General features: G+C 60.1%; 14 protein-coding genes and 2 pseudogenes. 11 read left to right on the forward strand and 5 right to left on the reverse strand.

Annotated features, from left to right (window positions below):
- The first annotated feature begins 61 nt into the window (after positions 1–61).
- The gene (locus PMI26_RS15860) at positions 62–1018 is read left to right on the forward strand and encodes a YihY/virulence factor BrkB family protein (RefSeq protein ID WP_007974461.1); all 957 of its coding nucleotides are present in this window, start codon (positions 62–64) and stop codon (positions 1016–1018) included.
- A gap of 2 nt (positions 1019–1020) precedes the next feature.
- On the forward strand, positions 1021–1560 hold the full coding sequence (def, locus tag PMI26_RS15855) for a peptide deformylase (RefSeq protein ID WP_007974463.1): 540 nt from the start codon (positions 1021–1023) through the stop codon (positions 1558–1560).
- A gap of 119 nt (positions 1561–1679) precedes the next feature.
- On the opposite strand, the gene PMI26_RS15850 is transcribed toward def, so the two are convergent.
- Complete coding sequence (locus tag PMI26_RS15850; protein ID WP_007974465.1) at positions 1680–2093, reverse strand: GNAT family N-acetyltransferase; 414 nt, start codon at positions 2091–2093, stop codon at positions 1680–1682.
- Positions 2094–2421: 328 nt separating this feature from the next.
- On the opposite strand from PMI26_RS15850, the gene PMI26_RS15845 reads away from it, so the two are divergent.
- From PMI26_RS15845 to PMI26_RS32345, 6 genes and pseudogenes are all read left to right on the forward strand, one after another.
- Positions 2422–3363: a fatty acid desaturase gene (locus PMI26_RS15845; protein ID WP_007974468.1), complete on the forward strand. Its 942-nt coding sequence runs from the start codon at positions 2422–2424 to the stop codon at positions 3361–3363.
- A gap of 130 nt (positions 3364–3493) precedes the next feature.
- Entirely contained in the window at positions 3494–4285 is a 792-nt protein-coding gene (locus PMI26_RS15840; protein WP_007974469.1) for a phosphate/phosphite/phosphonate ABC transporter substrate-binding protein, read from the forward strand.
- Between the two features lie 239 nt (positions 4286–4524).
- The gene (locus PMI26_RS15835) at positions 4525–5073 is read left to right on the forward strand and encodes a sigma-70 family RNA polymerase sigma factor (protein WP_007974471.1); all 549 of its coding nucleotides are present in this window, start codon (positions 4525–4527) and stop codon (positions 5071–5073) included.
- Complete coding sequence (locus tag PMI26_RS15830) at positions 5070–6083, forward strand: ABC transporter substrate-binding protein (RefSeq protein WP_007974473.1); 1014 nt, start codon at positions 5070–5072, stop codon at positions 6081–6083. The genes PMI26_RS15835 and PMI26_RS15830 overlap by 4 nt, the downstream gene beginning before the upstream one ends.
- Before the next feature lie 711 nt (positions 6084–6794).
- Positions 6795–7460, forward strand: a pseudogene (locus tag PMI26_RS32340) (PAS domain-containing protein); the annotation flags it as partial.
- Between the two features lie 138 nt (positions 7461–7598).
- Positions 7599–8009: pseudogene (locus PMI26_RS32345) on the forward strand (methyl-accepting chemotaxis protein); the annotation flags it as partial.
- Between the two features lie 219 nt (positions 8010–8228).
- Here PMI26_RS32345 and PMI26_RS15820 read toward each other — a convergent pair.
- Together PMI26_RS15820 and PMI26_RS15815 are read right to left on the reverse strand one after the other, a co-directional pair.
- The gene (locus PMI26_RS15820) at positions 8229–8762 is read right to left on the reverse strand and encodes a hypothetical protein (RefSeq protein ID WP_007974476.1); all 534 of its coding nucleotides are present in this window, start codon (positions 8760–8762) and stop codon (positions 8229–8231) included.
- A 147-nt stretch (positions 8763–8909) separates the two neighbouring features.
- Positions 8910–9548, reverse strand: coding sequence for a glutathione S-transferase family protein (locus PMI26_RS15815; protein WP_007974478.1), 639 nt, complete (start codon positions 9546–9548; stop codon positions 8910–8912).
- 399 nt (positions 9549–9947) lie between these two features.
- Here PMI26_RS15815 and PMI26_RS15810 point away from each other — a divergent pair, with 399 nt between their 5' ends.
- The gene (locus tag PMI26_RS15810; RefSeq protein ID WP_007974480.1) at positions 9948–10196 is read left to right on the forward strand and encodes a DUF6124 family protein; all 249 of its coding nucleotides are present in this window, start codon (positions 9948–9950) and stop codon (positions 10194–10196) included.
- Positions 10197–10389: 193 nt separating this feature from the next.
- On the opposite strand, the gene PMI26_RS15805 is transcribed toward PMI26_RS15810, so the two are convergent.
- Positions 10390–11421, reverse strand: a complete 1032-nt coding sequence (locus tag PMI26_RS15805; RefSeq protein WP_007974481.1) for a LacI family DNA-binding transcriptional regulator — start codon at positions 11419–11421, stop codon at positions 10390–10392.
- A 215-nt stretch (positions 11422–11636) separates the two neighbouring features.
- On the opposite strand from PMI26_RS15805, the gene PMI26_RS15800 reads away from it, so the two are divergent.
- Both PMI26_RS15800 and PMI26_RS15795 read left to right on the forward strand, forming a co-directional pair.
- Positions 11637–12170, forward strand: a complete 534-nt coding sequence (locus tag PMI26_RS15800; protein WP_007974483.1) for a gluconokinase — start codon at positions 11637–11639, stop codon at positions 12168–12170.
- A gap of 81 nt (positions 12171–12251) precedes the next feature.
- Positions 12252–13604, forward strand: a complete 1353-nt coding sequence (locus tag PMI26_RS15795) for a GntP family permease (protein ID WP_007974485.1) — start codon at positions 12252–12254, stop codon at positions 13602–13604.
- A 179-nt stretch (positions 13605–13783) separates the two neighbouring features.
- Here PMI26_RS15795 and alaC read toward each other — a convergent pair whose 3' ends face one another.
- Positions 13784–15001 (reverse strand): alanine transaminase, encoded by a 1218-nt coding sequence (alaC, locus tag PMI26_RS15790; RefSeq protein WP_007974487.1) that lies wholly within the window; start codon positions 14999–15001, stop codon positions 13784–13786.
- Positions 15002–15051: the final 50 nt, after the last annotated feature.

Here is a 15051-nt window from a genome sequence, read left to right on the forward strand (position 1 = left end):
AAACGGCCCCTGAGTCACCACGACTCCAACCCAAATCCATATGCGGCGAATGGAGACGCGAATGATTTTTCCGGACATGAGAGGCCTGCCCCTGCACCGTGTGATGATGCGCACGGTCACCGAGTTCATCGCCGACGAGATGTCGACTTATGCCTCGGCGCTGGCCTATCAAATGCTGTTTTCGCTGTTTCCGTTCATCCTGTTCCTGATCGCCCTGATCGGCTTCCTGCACCTGCCGGACTTCTTCTCCTGGCTGCGCCTGCAATCGGAACTGGTGCTGCCGCCCCAGGCGCTGGAACAGGTCAACCCGGTGATCGACCAGCTTCAGCAGTCCAAGGGTGGTTTGCTCTCGGTGGGTATCGTGATTGCGCTGTATACCGCCTCCGCCGGTGTGCGGCTGATGATGAGCGCGATGAACGCGGCCTACGACGTGGTTGAAGGGCGCCCGCTGTGGAAGCGCTTTCCGTTGTCGATCATCTACACCGTCGGCATTGCCGGCATGCTGCTGATTGCCGCCGCACTGATGGTGCTCGGGCCGCAGGTGATGGGCTGGATCGCTGCGCAAGTCGGCCTTGAGTACTTTATCGTCACGCTCTGGACCCTCTTGCGCTGGCCGGTGATCGTGATTCTGCTGATGGTCGCGGTGGCGTTGATCTACTTCGTCATGCCCGACGTTAAACAGGAATTCCGCTTCATCACGCCGGGCTCGGTACTGGCGGTGGTGGTGTGGATCATTGCCTCCCTGGGCTTCGGTTTGTACGTCAAGGAGTTCGCCAACTACAACGCCATGTATGGCAGTATCGGTGCGATCATCGTGCTGTTGCTGTACTTCTACATTTCCGCCGCGGTGCTGCTGCTGGGCGCGGAGATGAACGCGGTGATCGAACACATGTCGCGAGAGGGCAAGGACCCTGGGGAAAAAGTGGCTGGCGAGCATGGTCCCGTCCATGAGGAAAAACACCACGTCTCGGGCCTGGGCCGCGATCACTCAATCAAACCGACCATTGATGAAACCTGATCATGATTCGTGAAATTCTGAAAATGGGCGACGAGCGCCTGCTGCGCATTGCCCCGCCGGTACCGGCCGAGATGTTCGACAGCCCCGAGCTGTGGCAACTGATCGATGACATGTTCCAGACCATGGAAAGTGTGGGGGGCGTTGGCCTGGCGGCTCCGCAGATCGGCGTCGACCTGCAACTGGTGATCTTCGGTTTCGAGCACAGCGAGCGTTATCCGGATGCCGAGGCCGTGCCGCAGACGATCCTGATCAACCCCTTGATCACGCCGCTGAGCCCGATCATGGAGGAGGGCTTCGAAGGCTGTTTGTCCGTGCCCGGCCTGCGCGGCGCGGTGCAGCGTTACCAGCAGATCCGCTACGAAGGCGTCGACCCCAAGGGCGAGCCCATCGTGCGCGTTGCTTCGGGGGTCCACGCGCGGGTGGTGCAGCATGAGTGCGACCACCTGATCGGCCGCCTGTACCCGTCGCGCATCACCGACTTCAGCAAGTTCGGCTTCACCGAAGTGATGTTCCCGGACCTGGACCCCAACGCCGACGACTGAGCACACCACAAACCAATGTGGGAGCGAGCCTGCTCGCGAAAGCGGTCTGACAGTCAGCATTGATGGTGACTGACACACCGCCTTCGCGAGCAGGCTCGCTCCCACATTTTTGATATCGCTTACTTCGGCGCCAACCCCATCGCAATCATCGGCTTGCTGCGCGCATACCGGCTCAACCGTTCAACCATCGCATAAGGCATCGGCGGGTCGAACGTAAAGCCGCGCCGCTCATAAAACCCGCGCAAGTCCGGATGACAGAACAACCACACCGGCAGTTCGCAATCCTTCACCGCAGCCGCAATCAACCCGGCGGCCATCCCTTGTTCCCGGCACTGCGGATCGACAAACAACCCGGTCAGCCAATGCCCGCCGGACACCGGTCGCAAACACAGTGCGGCAACAATCCCGTCACGCCGGGCCACCCAGAGCTGCGCGTCGCGCACGGCTTTCATCGACGATTGGTGAGCGCGATAGAACTTGTTCATCAATGGCCATAACGGCTCGTCGAGCAGGGCGTACTGGGTGTCGGGCATGGTCTCGGACTGTCGGTGTGCAAAGCGGCGATTATAAAAGAACACGCGCGCCGGGATAGGTGTATACCTGATCTCACATCCCCACGAGTGGAGTACGCATCATGTCCAAAGGTATGGATTCAAAGAAAGCAGACAAGAAAAAGCCGGCGAAAACCGCTATCGAAAAGCGCGCCGACAAGAAAGCCAAAAAGGTCAATGTGTTCGGGCATTGAGCCTGCGCTGACCGATCGCTCCCGCGCAATGCGGGAGCGATCACATTGAAAATAATCTGCAAGAAATCCGGGCGTCGTTGCACAGAAGAGGATTGGTCCCCGATCCGAGCAATGCCATGCCTCATTATTTCGATGCAGCCCACCGAGAAGAAATCGAAACCCTGCGCCAACGCCTCACCGCCCGCACCGAGTGGCCGACCTGGTTGCTTTTGATTGGCGTGTACAGCGCGTGGTTCGCCCTTGTTCTGGCCAGTGATTCATTGGGCCTGTGGTTGAGCACGTTGTTGCTGATTCCCGTGGTGGTGTTGTGGCTGTCGGTGCAGCACGAACTGCTGCACGGTCATCCGACCCGCTGGCCGCTGTTGAACAAAACCCTCGGCTACGCACCGTTTGCCGTCTGGTATCCCTATACCTTGTATCGCGACAGCCATTTGCTGCACCACCGCGATGAAGACCTGACCATCCCCGGTCGCGATCCGGAAAGCCGTTACCTGAATGCCGAGCAGTGGCAGGGCAGTTCGTTGTTCGAACAAGGCCTGCACTGGTTGAACAAAACCGTGCTCGGGCGCTTTCTGCTCGGTGCGCCAATCGCCTTGCTGACGCTGGCCCGGGAAGAACTGCAACGCCTGAAAAGCGGCGAGCGCCAAGCCTGGTTGATGTGGCTCAGCCATGGCGCCTTGACCCTGTTGATGCTGCTGTTCATCGCGCGCTACAGCGTGTTGCCGGTGTGGCATTACCTGTTGCTGGTCAGCGTGCCGGCGCTGTCGATTGCGATGATTCGCTCCTACTATGAACATCGACCTCATGCGGCGCCGGAGCAGCGCACCGTGCTCAATGAAGCGGCGTGGCCGTGGCGCTGGCTGTTCCTGAACCTCAATTTCCACCTGGTGCACCACGAGTTGCCGGGGTTGCCCTGGTACGACTTGCCCCGCGCCTATTGGGCCCGCCGCGAGCAATGGCTGGCGCGTAGCGGTGGATTCCTGGTGCAGGGGTATGGGCAGCTGTGGCGTGAATACGGCGTAAAGGCCATCGACAGCCCGAGGCATCCGTTTCACTGATTCTTCAATCGCCACTGACCTACTGTGGGAGCGAGCCTGCTCGCGAAAGCTGCATGGATGTTGACTGACACGACGCCATCGCGAGCAGGCTCGCTCCCACAGGGGATTTTCGTTGCATGGGACTATCTCGATGACCCAACACATCGCCGAACTGCTGATGTACACCGCCCCCGAACCCATCCACCAGGCCAACGAACGCTGGCTGGCGCGAATCCTCGAGCACCTTGGCGAAACCCGCGGCGATGCCGAAGGGCTGTCACTGATGGAGATGTGGCTGTCGCCGCATTTGCTGCTCACCCAAACCTGCGGCTATCCGCTGATGACAGCGTTGCGCGGCAAGGTCCGGGTGCTGGGGCGGCCGCGTTACGAACTGCCGGACAGCAGCGGCGGCAATCACTGCAGTCTGATCCTGGGACGGGTCGATGATCCGCGCCAGATCCTGGCGGATTTTCGCGGCAGTCGAGGCGTGATCAATGGCCATGACTCCAACAGCGGCATGAATTTACTGCGCCACCGGTTGGCGCCGTTGCAGCGTGACGGGCGTTTTTTTGCCGAGGTCGGCATCAGCTGCAGTCATCGTGAAAGCCTGCGCTGGTTACGCGAGGGGCTTGCCGATCTGGCGGCCATCGACAGCGTGACATTTGCCAATCTGGCCCGGTACGCCGAGGAAGAAGTGACCGGTTTGCGCGTGATTGCCCGCAGTGCATTGAGTCCGACGTTGCCCTACATCACGGCCGCCACCGTCAGCGATCAGCAGGCTGAAGGGCTATTGCAGGCGATGAATCAGGCGTTGCGCGAATTACCGGACGTTGCCGAAATCCTTGGTTTGCCGCAGGTGCTGCCCGCCAGTGAAAGCGACTATCAGGTTGTGCTCGATTATCAGCGTGAGGCCGAGGCGCTGGGATATGGAGATTTGCGATAGGGCGTAAATGTCGGGTCGACAGGTCCATTTTTCGCGGGCAAGCCACGCTCCCACAGGGTTTCGGTGTACCTGTGGGAGCGGGCTTGCCCGCGATGACGGACGGTCAGGCGCAATAGATCTTTAATTCCATAAGAGAATATAAAAATAAGTTTTAAGTATTATTAATGAATAAGGCTCCTTGCTAGGATTCGCCTCACCGGACCACCGGACATTCAGCGACCCCTAACCCAGGAGCCCCTATGTCCGGCGCCGATATTCTTCACCGCAAACAGGTGGACGGACTGTTCCGTGCCCACTACCACTGGCTCTGCACACGCCTGCGTCGGTCCCTGAACGATGCCGCCGCTGTCGAAGACATTGCCTGCGAAACCTTCATGCAACTGCTCCAGGCGCCTGGCCTGACGGCAATCCGTGAACCTCGAGCCCTACTCACCACCATTGCCCGGCGCCTGCTCTTTCAGCGTTGGCGTCGAGGTGACCTGGAGCGCCAGTACCTTCAGCAACTGCATCAGGCCGAGCCGATCCACGCCGAATCACCGGAGGAGCTGGCTCAACGGTCCCAGACCCTGACCCGTGTGGAGCGCAGTCTTCAGCGGCTGCCCGGCAAAGTGCGCTCGACCTTCCTGCTATCTCGGATCGACGGCCTGACCTATCCGCAAATTGCCGCTGCGCTGGGTATCTCCCTGCGTTCGGTCAGCGACTACATGACCCGTTCCCAGGCCCTGTGCGACCGGCACAGCGCCAACCAATCCCTGAACCGCCCACTCCAGAACAAGAGGTCCGCATGAGATCGATCAAAACCCTGCTCGGCAGTTCGCTGCTGGCCCTGAGCCTGTTGTCCCACCCGGCATCGGCCACGGAAAAAGCGGCGCCTATCCACTTTGGCGACATCACATGGGAAAGCGGCAGCCTCATCACCGAAATCCTGCGCCTGATCGTTGAAAAAGGTTACGGCTACCCGACCGATACGCTGCCGGGCAGCACCGTCAGCCTGGAAGCGGCGCTGGCCAAAAACGATATCCAGGTCATCGGTGAAGAGTGGGCCGGGCGCAGCCCGGCCTGGGTCAAGGCTGCCGCCGAGGGCAAGGTCTTCGGCCTCGGCGATACGGTCAAAGGCGCCACCGAGGGTTGGTGGGTGCCGGAGTACGTGATCAAGGGCGATCCCGAGCGCGGCATCAAGCCCTTGGCCCCGGAGCTCAAGTCCGTTGCCGACCTGGCGAAGTACAAGGACGTATTCCGCGACCCTGAAGACCCGAGCCGCGGACGCTTCCTCAACAGCCCCACCGGCTGGACCTCGGAAATCGTCAACAGCCAGAAACTCAAGGCTTATGACCTGACCGCCAGCTACGTCAACTTCCGCACCGGTTCCGGCGCAGCGCTGGACGCAGAAGTGGCATCGTCGATCCGCCGTGGCAAACCGGTGCTGTTCTACTACTGGTCGCCGACACCGCTGTTGGGGCGATTCAAACTGGTGAAGCTCGACGAACCGCCGTTCGACGCCGAAGCCTGGAAAACCCTGGCCGACGCCAACAACCCGAACCCCAAAGGCACGCGCTCGATGCCGGCGAGCCTGGCCATTGGCGTGTCGGCACCGTTCAAGGCGCAATACCCGGACCTGGTGACGTTCTTCGAAAAGGTCGACCTGCCGATTGATCTGTTGAACCAGACCCTGGGCCAGATGAGTGAAAAACGGCAGAAACCCCGCGAAGTCGCCGAAGCGTTTTTGCGTGAGCAGCCGCAGGTGTGGAAGGGCTGGGTGCCGGGGGAGGTGGCCAGCAAGGTGAGTGCTAGCTTGTAGTTTTGTAGTGCCTGGAAAGTAGCCATCGCGAGCAAGCTCGCTCCCACAGGGGAACTGCAGCGGATGCAATATTTGGGAACCCCAAAATCCTGTGGGAGCGAGCTTGCTCGCGATTCGATTTGAAGTCTTACGCCAGTTCGGCGGCCAACGCCGCTTTAACCGCCGGCCGCTGATCTACCTTGATCGACGAGCACCCCCCAACAAGCAGCTGAACCGTTTTTGTCCTCAATGCTGGCCGACTAGTGGCCTTGCAAGCCCAAGGTTGCTGTCTATGATCAGCTGTAACTGGTTATGTCGACCGTGATGAGGCGGTCGACTTGCCGCCAGAGTGCGCAATCAAAGGCACCAACACTTGAACACAGGGAGCTGTGCATTTAAATGGAATTTGATTCGAACCTGTTAGGGCTGGCCCGCATGCGGGCTATCAAGAAAAGGATGTCTTGATGAGCGTGTCGCTACAAGGACCCTCCGATTGATCATCGTTTATCACCTGACTAGTCCTTCTTTTTGGAGGGATGCGTGTGCCTGTTCCACGGAACGTAGTGGTGGATGTGAAAGACCTGCAACTTTCATTAATCAAAAAATCGCGCGGAAGGTGATACAACAATGTTCAACCTACATCACAAGGCTGACCTGCTGGAAATCGAACGCTTCAGCTGTGCGCTGACCGAGGCCAACGCCAAGTTGGCGGCGGTCAGTCGTTCGATGGCGATGATTGAATTCACCCCGGATGGCATCGTCATCGATGCCAATGAAAACTTTTGCAGTGCCATGGGTTACAGCGCCGAAGACGTACGCGGTAAGCATCACCGGATCTTTTGTGAAGAGCAGTACTACCGCAGCGACGACTACACCAAACTATGGCGCGACCTGGCGCGGGGCGAACCGCTGAGCGGGACCTTTTTGCGCTTGCACAAAAGCGGCCGTGAAATCTGGCTCGAAGCCAGCTACATGCCGGTGCTGGGCCCCGACCGGCAGGTCAAGAGCGTGATCAAGGTCGCTACCGACATCACCGACCGGGTCAACAAGGAGCACGAAAACGAAAGCCGACTCGCTGCGATCGGCCGCTCCATGGCCGTGATCGAATTCACGCCCGAAGGCAAGGTCATCAGCGCCAACGACAACTTCCTGAAAACCATGCAGTACTCGCTCAACGAAGTGGTGGGGCAGCATCACAGCCTGTTTTGCCACCGTGCCGAAGCCGAGTCCCAGGGTTACCGCAATTTCTGGGCTTCGCTCAACCGCGGCGAATATCACTCCCATCGTTTCGAGCGCCGGAACAAGCAAGGTCAGACGGTATTCCTCGAAGCGTCCTACAACCCCTTGTTCGACGCCAAGGGGCGTTTGTACAAAGTGGTCAAGTTTGCCAGCGACATCACTCACCAGATGACTACCCTGCAAACCGCCGCCGAATCGGCCCACAGTACCTCGGTGCAAAACGACGTCTGCGCGCGCAAGGGCTCCGAAGTGGTGCAGCAGACAGTGCAGATCATCCAGGACATTTCCCGGGACTTGAACGAGGCGGCACTGAGCATCGACGCCGTGAACAAACAGTCCGACATCATCGGCACCATCGTGCAGACCATCCGCGGCATTGCCGATCAGACCAACCTGCTGGCGCTCAACGCGGCGATTGAAGCGGCGCGGGCCGGTGAGCACGGGCGCGGGTTTGCGGTAGTGGCCGATGAGGTGCGCAGCCTCGCGGCGCGTACCAGCCAGGCGACGCTGGAGATCGTCGAGGTGGTGCGCAAGAACCACGATTTGTCGTTGAGTGCGGTGTCGAGCATGCAATCGAGTCTGAGTCGAACCGGCCTGGGCGTGGAACTGGCGAACGAAGCGGGGGAGGTGATCCTGGAAATCCAGCAGGGCTCACGGCATGTGGTGGATGCGATCAGTCAGTTCAACTCGACGTTGCAACTGAACTAGTCGCGGTAATTGTAGGAGCGAGCTTGCTCGCGATGGACTCAAGTGCGCCGCGTTCATCCAGTACGACCATCGCGAGCAAGCTCGCTCCTACAGGAGACCGCAACTGTAGGAGCCAGCCTGCTGGCGATGGACTCAAATGCGCCGCGTTTATCCAGGCCACACGCGTTATCGTTAACGACCATCGCGAGCAAGCTCGCTCCTACAAAAAAGCAAAAAGGCTTAGAGCGAGGCGAGGAGCTTGTCGACCACCGGACTGCTGCCGTTGTCTTTCTCGGCTTGCGCCAATTGCATTTTGTCCTTCATGCGATCGGCAATTTCTTGCGCCACCGTCTGTTGTTTCTCCGGCGGCATGGCTTTCAGTTCTTCCTCAGTAATGCCCATCTCTTTCAGGATACTGTCGCGCAGACGCTCTTCAGGCGTTTTGCTCATGTAGTCCTTGAATTCGGCGGTGGCCGAGCCTTCGTTGAGCCGGGTGGCGTCTGTCGCTTGCAGGTTCACGCGGGTCTTGGCGAACGCTTCGTCGACGTTGTCGCTGATCTTGCTCGCCTCGCTGACGTGCTGCGTGGCGATCCGGGGGGCGGAGTCCTGCACCTGTTGGGTGGCTGTGGTTTGCGCCTGCACATTGTTTTGCATGGCCTGGGCGATGACTGCCTGCATGCCGCCCTGAAGACCGGCGGCGGCATCGGCGGAGGGCTCGTCACCGGGACGCTTGGGGAGTGGGGTCACCAACGATTGTTTTGCACTGACCAACATGATGAAGAGACCTTGTGGCTATGGCGGTGCGTGGTCTCAGCAAATAGCGTGCCTCGTGGATTAAATTCTACAAAATCAAATAGTTGGCGTAATTGTGCTGACAGGGTTTCGGTCAGCGGTTGCCGCCGGGCGGCAACCTGCGGCCATTCAAGGCAAGCCGTTGCAGCAATGCTTCAGGAAACCGGGGTGTTGCGCCAGGCGCTTGAAATACTCATCGACGGCGGGGTAGTCCGGACGCTCGATCGGGGTCATCAGCCAGCGATTGACGGACAGGCCGATGACGATGTCGGCCAGGGTAAACCGCGGTCCGGCGACATAGGCCTTGGTGGTTGCGAGTTGGTGTTCGAGGATGGCCATTTTCTGGTTCCAGCCGCGAATGCCGACCTCGAGGCTATGCGGGTCCTGGAATTCCGGGTCCTTGCGCACCAGCGCCATGAACGGGTATCTCCAGGACGGATTGAGCTCGGTGGCTTGCCAATCCATCCACTGCTCCACCCGGGCGCGGGCGGCCGGTTCGGTAGGCAGCAGCTCGGTATGATGGTGATGGTGTTTGCCCACCAGGTAGCGGCAGATGGTGTTGGACTCCCATAACACCCCGGCTTCATCGATGATCACCGGCACCTGCGCGTTGGGATTGAACCGGAGGAACTCCGGGCTGTGGGTGGAAGCAAAACCGCTGCCCCAATCCTCGCGTTCGTAGGTGATGCCCAGTTCCTCGCAGGTCCACAGGACTTTTCTGACGTTGATGGACGACGCTTTGCCGAGAATCTTCAGTACATGTTCCATGTTCTGCTCCAGCGAGAATGACGTACAGGCAATTGTAGGTGGTGGCATGTAGGAAGGCGCTGCAGGAGGGCGGCTTCAGATGAATTGTGCAGGTTACGCTTTCTTGCACCCTTGCCTACAACTACGCCAGAATCCGCCGACTTGTGCGCCTGGTATCCGGACTCTATCGTTCCGTGTCGCTGCAAATTCAGCGATCGGGTCTAGCAGCCTGGATACTTTAGACGCATGACGCCCACCCATCGTGATCTGCCCGCCAGTTCACGTTATGGCGGCTGTGCGTGGGAAGACCTTCGGGTCTACCGGGTTCTAGAGTCCTGGTCTGCTAGCCCGCGCACGGCTGCCACCTTATTTTCGTCTAGCAGCGAATCGTGGCAGCTCCACTACTCTAGGAGTATTGCCATGTTCAAACCCACGCCCAACCCCCCACGCAATCCCAGCCCGATGTTCTCCATCTCACCCGGCATCAATAACGAAACGCTGTTGGCGCACGCCTGCGAATCACTGGCCTCGGCGAGTGTGATGACCAATGACTTTGCAACGTTTCTGGAAGGCAGCCAGCGCAACACGGCGCTGGCGATCGCACAGATCATCATGCTGGCGGAACTGGCGGTGAATCGGGTGCTGGATAACCTCGATCCGCAGGATTGAACACTGAGCGAAGGTGAGGGGGCTTTTCTGTGGCGAGGGGGCTTGCCCCCGTTGGGTTGCGAAGCGACCCCAAAAACAGACACTGCGGTCATACAGTTAAACCCTGTGAACCGGACTACGACTGCTCCGCAGCCGAACGGGGGCGAGCCCCCTCGCCACAATGTCCCTTGCCTGACCACATTGATGCAGGGGCTTATGTACTTTCGCGCACCTTCAACTCAAACCCCATGTCCTGCACCGGCCTGGCCACGGTGTTGCCGGCCATCAGCATCAGCATCTGCTCGGCCGCGCGGCGGCCGATGGCCTCGCGGGGGGTGTTGATGCTGCTCAGGCGCGGGACCATGTGTTCGGACATGGGCAGGTCGTTGAAGCCGAGGATCGCCACTTGCTCGGGGATCTTGATCCCGTGTCGCATCGCTTCGAGCAGCGCGCCCTGGGCCAGGTCGTCGTTGCCGAAGAAGATCGCATCGACATCGGGGCGGCTGGCGATCATCTGCAGGAACAATTCGCCGCCCAGGCCGACCGAAGACGGGCGGGGCGTCAGCACTTCCAGCGCCGGGTCGTACAAACCGGCCTTTTGCAGGGCTTTGCGGAAACCTTCGCCGCGTAGCAAGGTGCGCTGGTCCAGTTGCGCGCCGATGTAGGCCAGGCGCTTGCGACCGCGGGACAGCAAGTGTTCGGCCGCCGTTTCGCCAGCCGCCAGTTGCGAAAAGCCGACGCAATTGAGCCCGGCCGCACTGTCCAGCTCCATCATGTACACGCAGGGAATGTTGCTGGCTTCGATCATCCGCCGCGAACTTTCGGTGCGGTCGAACCCGGTCAGCAGCAAGCCCCGTGGCTGATAGGCCATGTAGTTGCGCAGCAGGTTTTCTTCTTCATCACGTGAGTAGTGGAAGTTGCCGATCAGCACTTCGAAGCCCTTGGGGCGCAAAACCTGATGAATGGCTTCCAGGGTGTCGATGAATAAAAGGTTGGACAGCGATGGCACCAACACCACCACCGAATGGCTCTGGGCCGAGGCCAGGGCGCGGGCGGCAGGGTTGACGACATAGTTGAGTTCCAGCGCCGCTTTCTGCACTTTTTCCACCAGTTCGGTGGCCACGGTGCTGACGCCACGCAGGGCGCGGGAGGCGGTGATCGGGCTGACGCCGGCCAGTCGGGCAACTTCGTTCAGGGTAGGGCGGCCAGTGGTGCGGGTATTTTTATCGTTCTTGGTTGTGTTCATCGACGGCTTGCCAAACAAAATTCAAGGCACTAAGGTAGCGCTGTCTCGATGCGGCTGCAAATGCGTGAGCGAGGGTTCGCCTGATCCTTGCTTTTTGGCGTTGGGACCTAACCTGCTGCAACCCATAAAATGACAAGAAAGGCGTCGGCAACTTCTGCTTTTGGTCTAGTGTCATAACTGGCAAAGGTAGCGCTGTCTGCGCGCTGAGGTGTTACATGAACCATCCCATCACCGCCCTGGTCATCATGGGCGTTGCCGGTTGCGGCAAGACGTGCGTCAGCGAGGCCCTGTGCCAACTGAGCGGCGCTACGGCCATTGAAGGCGACTCTTTCCACCCTGCCGCCAATATCGAAAAGATGAGCGCGGGGATCCCCCTGAACGATGAAGACCGCGCCGGCTGGCTCGACAGCCTGTGCGATGAACTGCGCCGTGTCGACGCCAAGGGCGAGCACCCGGTGCTGACCTGTTCGGCGCTCAAACACATCTATCGCGAACGTCTGCGCAGCGCCTTGCCGGGCCTGGGCTTCGTGTTCCTTGAGTTGACCCCCGAGGTGGCCGCCGACCGCGTGTCCCATCGGCCGGGCCACTTCATGCCGTCGACCCTGATCGACAGCCAGTTCGCCACCCTCGAATCGCCCGTCGGCGAGCCGTTGACCCTGGCGCTGGATGCTTCGACCCATAGCGTCGAGCAACTGGCTGCGCAGGCTCATGTCTGGTGGCAGGCGCACGGCCTGAAGAAGGCGGTATGACTGTGCTTGCAAAGACAGCGCTGTCCTCGCGACTTCTGATTAACCCGCTTTAATAACAACAACAACCAGGAGACACCCCTAATGTTTGGCATGTCCCACGAGACGTTCCTGCTGCTCGATGCAGTGGTCACGGTGATCGGGCTTATCGTCCTGATCACCAAGTTCAAATTGCACCCCTTCCTCGCCCTGATCATCGCCGCAGCCTTCCTCGGGCTGACCTCCGGCATGCCGATCGGCACCATCATCAAGGCGTTCCAGGACGGCTTCGGTGGCGTGCTTGGTTTTGTCGGCATCATCCTCGCGCTGGGCACGATGCTCGGCAAGATGATGGCCGAATCGGGCGGTGCGGATCAGATCGCGCAGACGTTGATCCGCGCCTTCGGCAAGGACAAGGTGCAGTGGGCGATGATGTTCGCGGCGTTCCTGGTCGGTATTCCGCTGTTCTTCGAAATCGGCTTCGTGCTGCTGATCCCGCTGGTGTTCATCGTCGCTCGCCGCACTGGCGTGTCGATCATCAAGATCGGTATCCCGTTGCTGGCGGGTCTGTCCGCGGTACATGGCCTGGTGCCGCCGCACCCGGGGCCGCTGCTGGCGATCGGCGTGTTCGGTGCCGACATCGGCAAGACCATTCTTTACGGCCTGATCGTTGCGCTGCCAACCGCCATCATCGCCGGCCCGATCTTCGGTACGTTCATTGCCAAGCACATTCCCGGTCATCCGAACCAGGAGCTGGTGGATCAACTGGCGCGCGAAACGGATTCGGCTGAACTGCCGAGCTTTGGCATCACGCTGGTAACCGTGCTGCTGCCGGTGTTCCTGATGCTGCTCAAGACCTTTGCCGACGTGGTGCTGCCCGATGGCAACATCTTCCGCGCTTTCATGGACCTGATCGGTCACCCGATTTCGGCGCTGCTGCTGGCGTTGCTGCTGTCGCTGTATACCTTCGGTTACAAGCAGGGCATCGGTTCCAGCCAAATGATGAAATGGCTGGATGCCAGCCTTGCGCCGACCGCCGCGATCATCCTGATCATCGGTGCCGGTGGCGGCTTCAAGCAGATGCTGGTGACCAGCGGCGTGGGTGACGTGATCGGCCACATGGCGGTGAACGCACAGATCTCGCCGATCCTGCTGGCCTGGCTGGTGGCGGCGGTGATTCGCATCGCCACCGGTTCGGCGACTGTGGCGACCATCACTGGCGCGGGCATCGTGGTGCCGGTGGTGGGGATGATTCCGGGTGTGAACCGTGAGTTGCTGGTGCTGGCCACCGGTGCCGGCTCCCTGATCCTGTCGCACGTCAACGACGCCGGCTTCTGGCTGGTCAAGCAGTACTTCAACATGACCGTGGCCGAAACCTTCAAGACCTGGACGGCGATGGAAACCATCCTGTCGGTGGTGGGCCTGGGCTTTATCCTGTTGTTGTCGCTGTTCGTCTAAGCGATTCGACAGACACAAAAAAACCGCAGCGATGCGGTTTTTTTATGGGTGCTCGACTTCAAGGACTATACAAGACCCTGTGGGAGCGAGCTTGCTCGCGATAGCGGTGTATCAGTCGCCATTATTATTGACTGATACGACGCCATCGCAAGCAAGCTCGCTCCCACAGGAGATATGGGTCAGGTGTTGGATTTGGTGACTAGCCCATCCGCCCGGAACATCCCGCGTATCCCGCGTACGGCCTGGCGAATCCGGTCCTGGTTTTCGATCAGGGCAAAGCGCACGTGATCATCGCCGTACTCGCCAAACCCGACGCCCGGCGAGACGCACACCTTGGCTTCGGCCAGCAGTTTCTTGGCGAACTCCAGCGAACCCAGGTGCGCATAAGCCTCAGGGATTTTGGCCCAGACGTACATCGACGCTTTCGGGTTTTCCACCATCCAGCCCAGTTCATGCAGGCCCTTGACCAGTACGTTGCGGCGCTGCCGATACTGCTCGGCGATGTCGCGCACGCATTGCTGATCGCCTTCCAGGGCAGCAATCGCCGCCACTTGCAGCGGGGTGAAGGTGCCGTAGTCGTGGTAGCTCTTGATCCGCGCCAGGGCGTTGACCAGTTCCGGGTTGCCGACCATGAAGCCAATGCGCCAGCCAGCCATGTTGTAGCTCTTGGACAGGGTGAAGAACTCCACCGCAATGTCCTTGGCCCCCGGCACCTGCATGATCGACGGGGCTTTCCAGCCGTCGTAGACGATGTCGGCGTAGGCCAGGTCGTGCACCACCAGCACGTCGTACTGCTTGGCGAGGGCGATGACGCGCTCGAAGAAATCCAGCTCCACGCACTGGGCGGTCGGGTTGGACGGGAAACCGAGGATCATCATCTTCGGCTTCGGAATCGAGCCGCGAATGGCCCGCTCCAGCTCCGCGAAGAAATCCACGCCCGGCACCAGCGGCACCGACCGCACCTGGGCGCCAGCAATCACGGCACCGTAGATGTGAATCGGGTAGCTCGGGTTGGGCACCAGCACGGTGTCGCCCTGATCCAGGGTGGCCAGCATCAGATGTGCCAGGCCTTCCTTGGAACCGATGGTGACGATGGCTTCGCTTTCCGGGTCGATGTCGACCTCGTAGCGGTCCTTGTACCAGTTGGAAATCGCCCGGCGCAGGCGCGGAATGCCCTTGGAGGTGGAGTAGCCGTGGGTGTCTTCGCGCTGGGCCACCGTGACGAGTTTTTCGACGATGTGCGGCGGCGTGGCGCCGTCGGGGTTGCCCATGCTCAAGTCGATGATGTCCTCGCCACGACGACGGGCGGCCATCTTCAGCTCGGCAGTGATGTTGAAAACGTAAGGGGGGAGTCGATCGATGCGCGCAAAGCGGCGCGGCGAACCTTGTTCGGCCATTGTTGCCTCGGATAACGTAAGCGCCCGGAACCGTCCGAGCGACGCTGGTC

This window comes from Pseudomonas sp. GM33, from assembly GCF_000282295.1.
Lineage (GTDB): Bacteria > Pseudomonadota > Gammaproteobacteria > Pseudomonadales > Pseudomonadaceae > Aquipseudomonas > Aquipseudomonas laurylsulfatiphila.

Coding starts and splice junctions, on each gene's coding strand:
- PMI26_RS15860 (WP_007974461.1), top strand. CDS start 62: ATGATTTTTCCGGACATGAGAGGCCTGCCCCTGCACCGTGTGATGATG.
- def (WP_007974463.1), top strand. CDS start 1,021: ATGATTCGTGAAATTCTGAAAATGGGCGACGAGCGCCTGCTGCGCATT.
- PMI26_RS15850 (WP_007974465.1), bottom strand. CDS start 2,093: ATGCCCGACACCCAGTACGCCCTGCTCGACGAGCCGTTATGGCCATTG.
- PMI26_RS15845 (WP_007974468.1), top strand. CDS start 2,422: ATGCCTCATTATTTCGATGCAGCCCACCGAGAAGAAATCGAAACCCTG.
- PMI26_RS15840 (WP_007974469.1), top strand. CDS start 3,494: ATGACCCAACACATCGCCGAACTGCTGATGTACACCGCCCCCGAACCC.
- PMI26_RS15835 (WP_007974471.1), top strand. CDS start 4,525: ATGTCCGGCGCCGATATTCTTCACCGCAAACAGGTGGACGGACTGTTC.
- PMI26_RS15830 (WP_007974473.1), top strand. CDS start 5,070: ATGAGATCGATCAAAACCCTGCTCGGCAGTTCGCTGCTGGCCCTGAGC.
- PMI26_RS15820 (WP_007974476.1), bottom strand. CDS start 8,762: ATGTTGGTCAGTGCAAAACAATCGTTGGTGACCCCACTCCCCAAGCGT.
- PMI26_RS15815 (WP_007974478.1), bottom strand. CDS start 9,548: ATGGAACATGTACTGAAGATTCTCGGCAAAGCGTCGTCCATCAACGTC.
- PMI26_RS15810 (WP_007974480.1), top strand. CDS start 9,948: ATGTTCAAACCCACGCCCAACCCCCCACGCAATCCCAGCCCGATGTTC.
- PMI26_RS15805 (WP_007974481.1), bottom strand. CDS start 11,421: ATGAACACAACCAAGAACGATAAAAATACCCGCACCACTGGCCGCCCT.
- PMI26_RS15800 (WP_007974483.1), top strand. CDS start 11,637: ATGAACCATCCCATCACCGCCCTGGTCATCATGGGCGTTGCCGGTTGC.
- PMI26_RS15795 (WP_007974485.1), top strand. CDS start 12,252: ATGTTTGGCATGTCCCACGAGACGTTCCTGCTGCTCGATGCAGTGGTC.
- alaC (WP_007974487.1), bottom strand. CDS start 15,001: ATGGCCGAACAAGGTTCGCCGCGCCGCTTTGCGCGCATCGATCGACTC.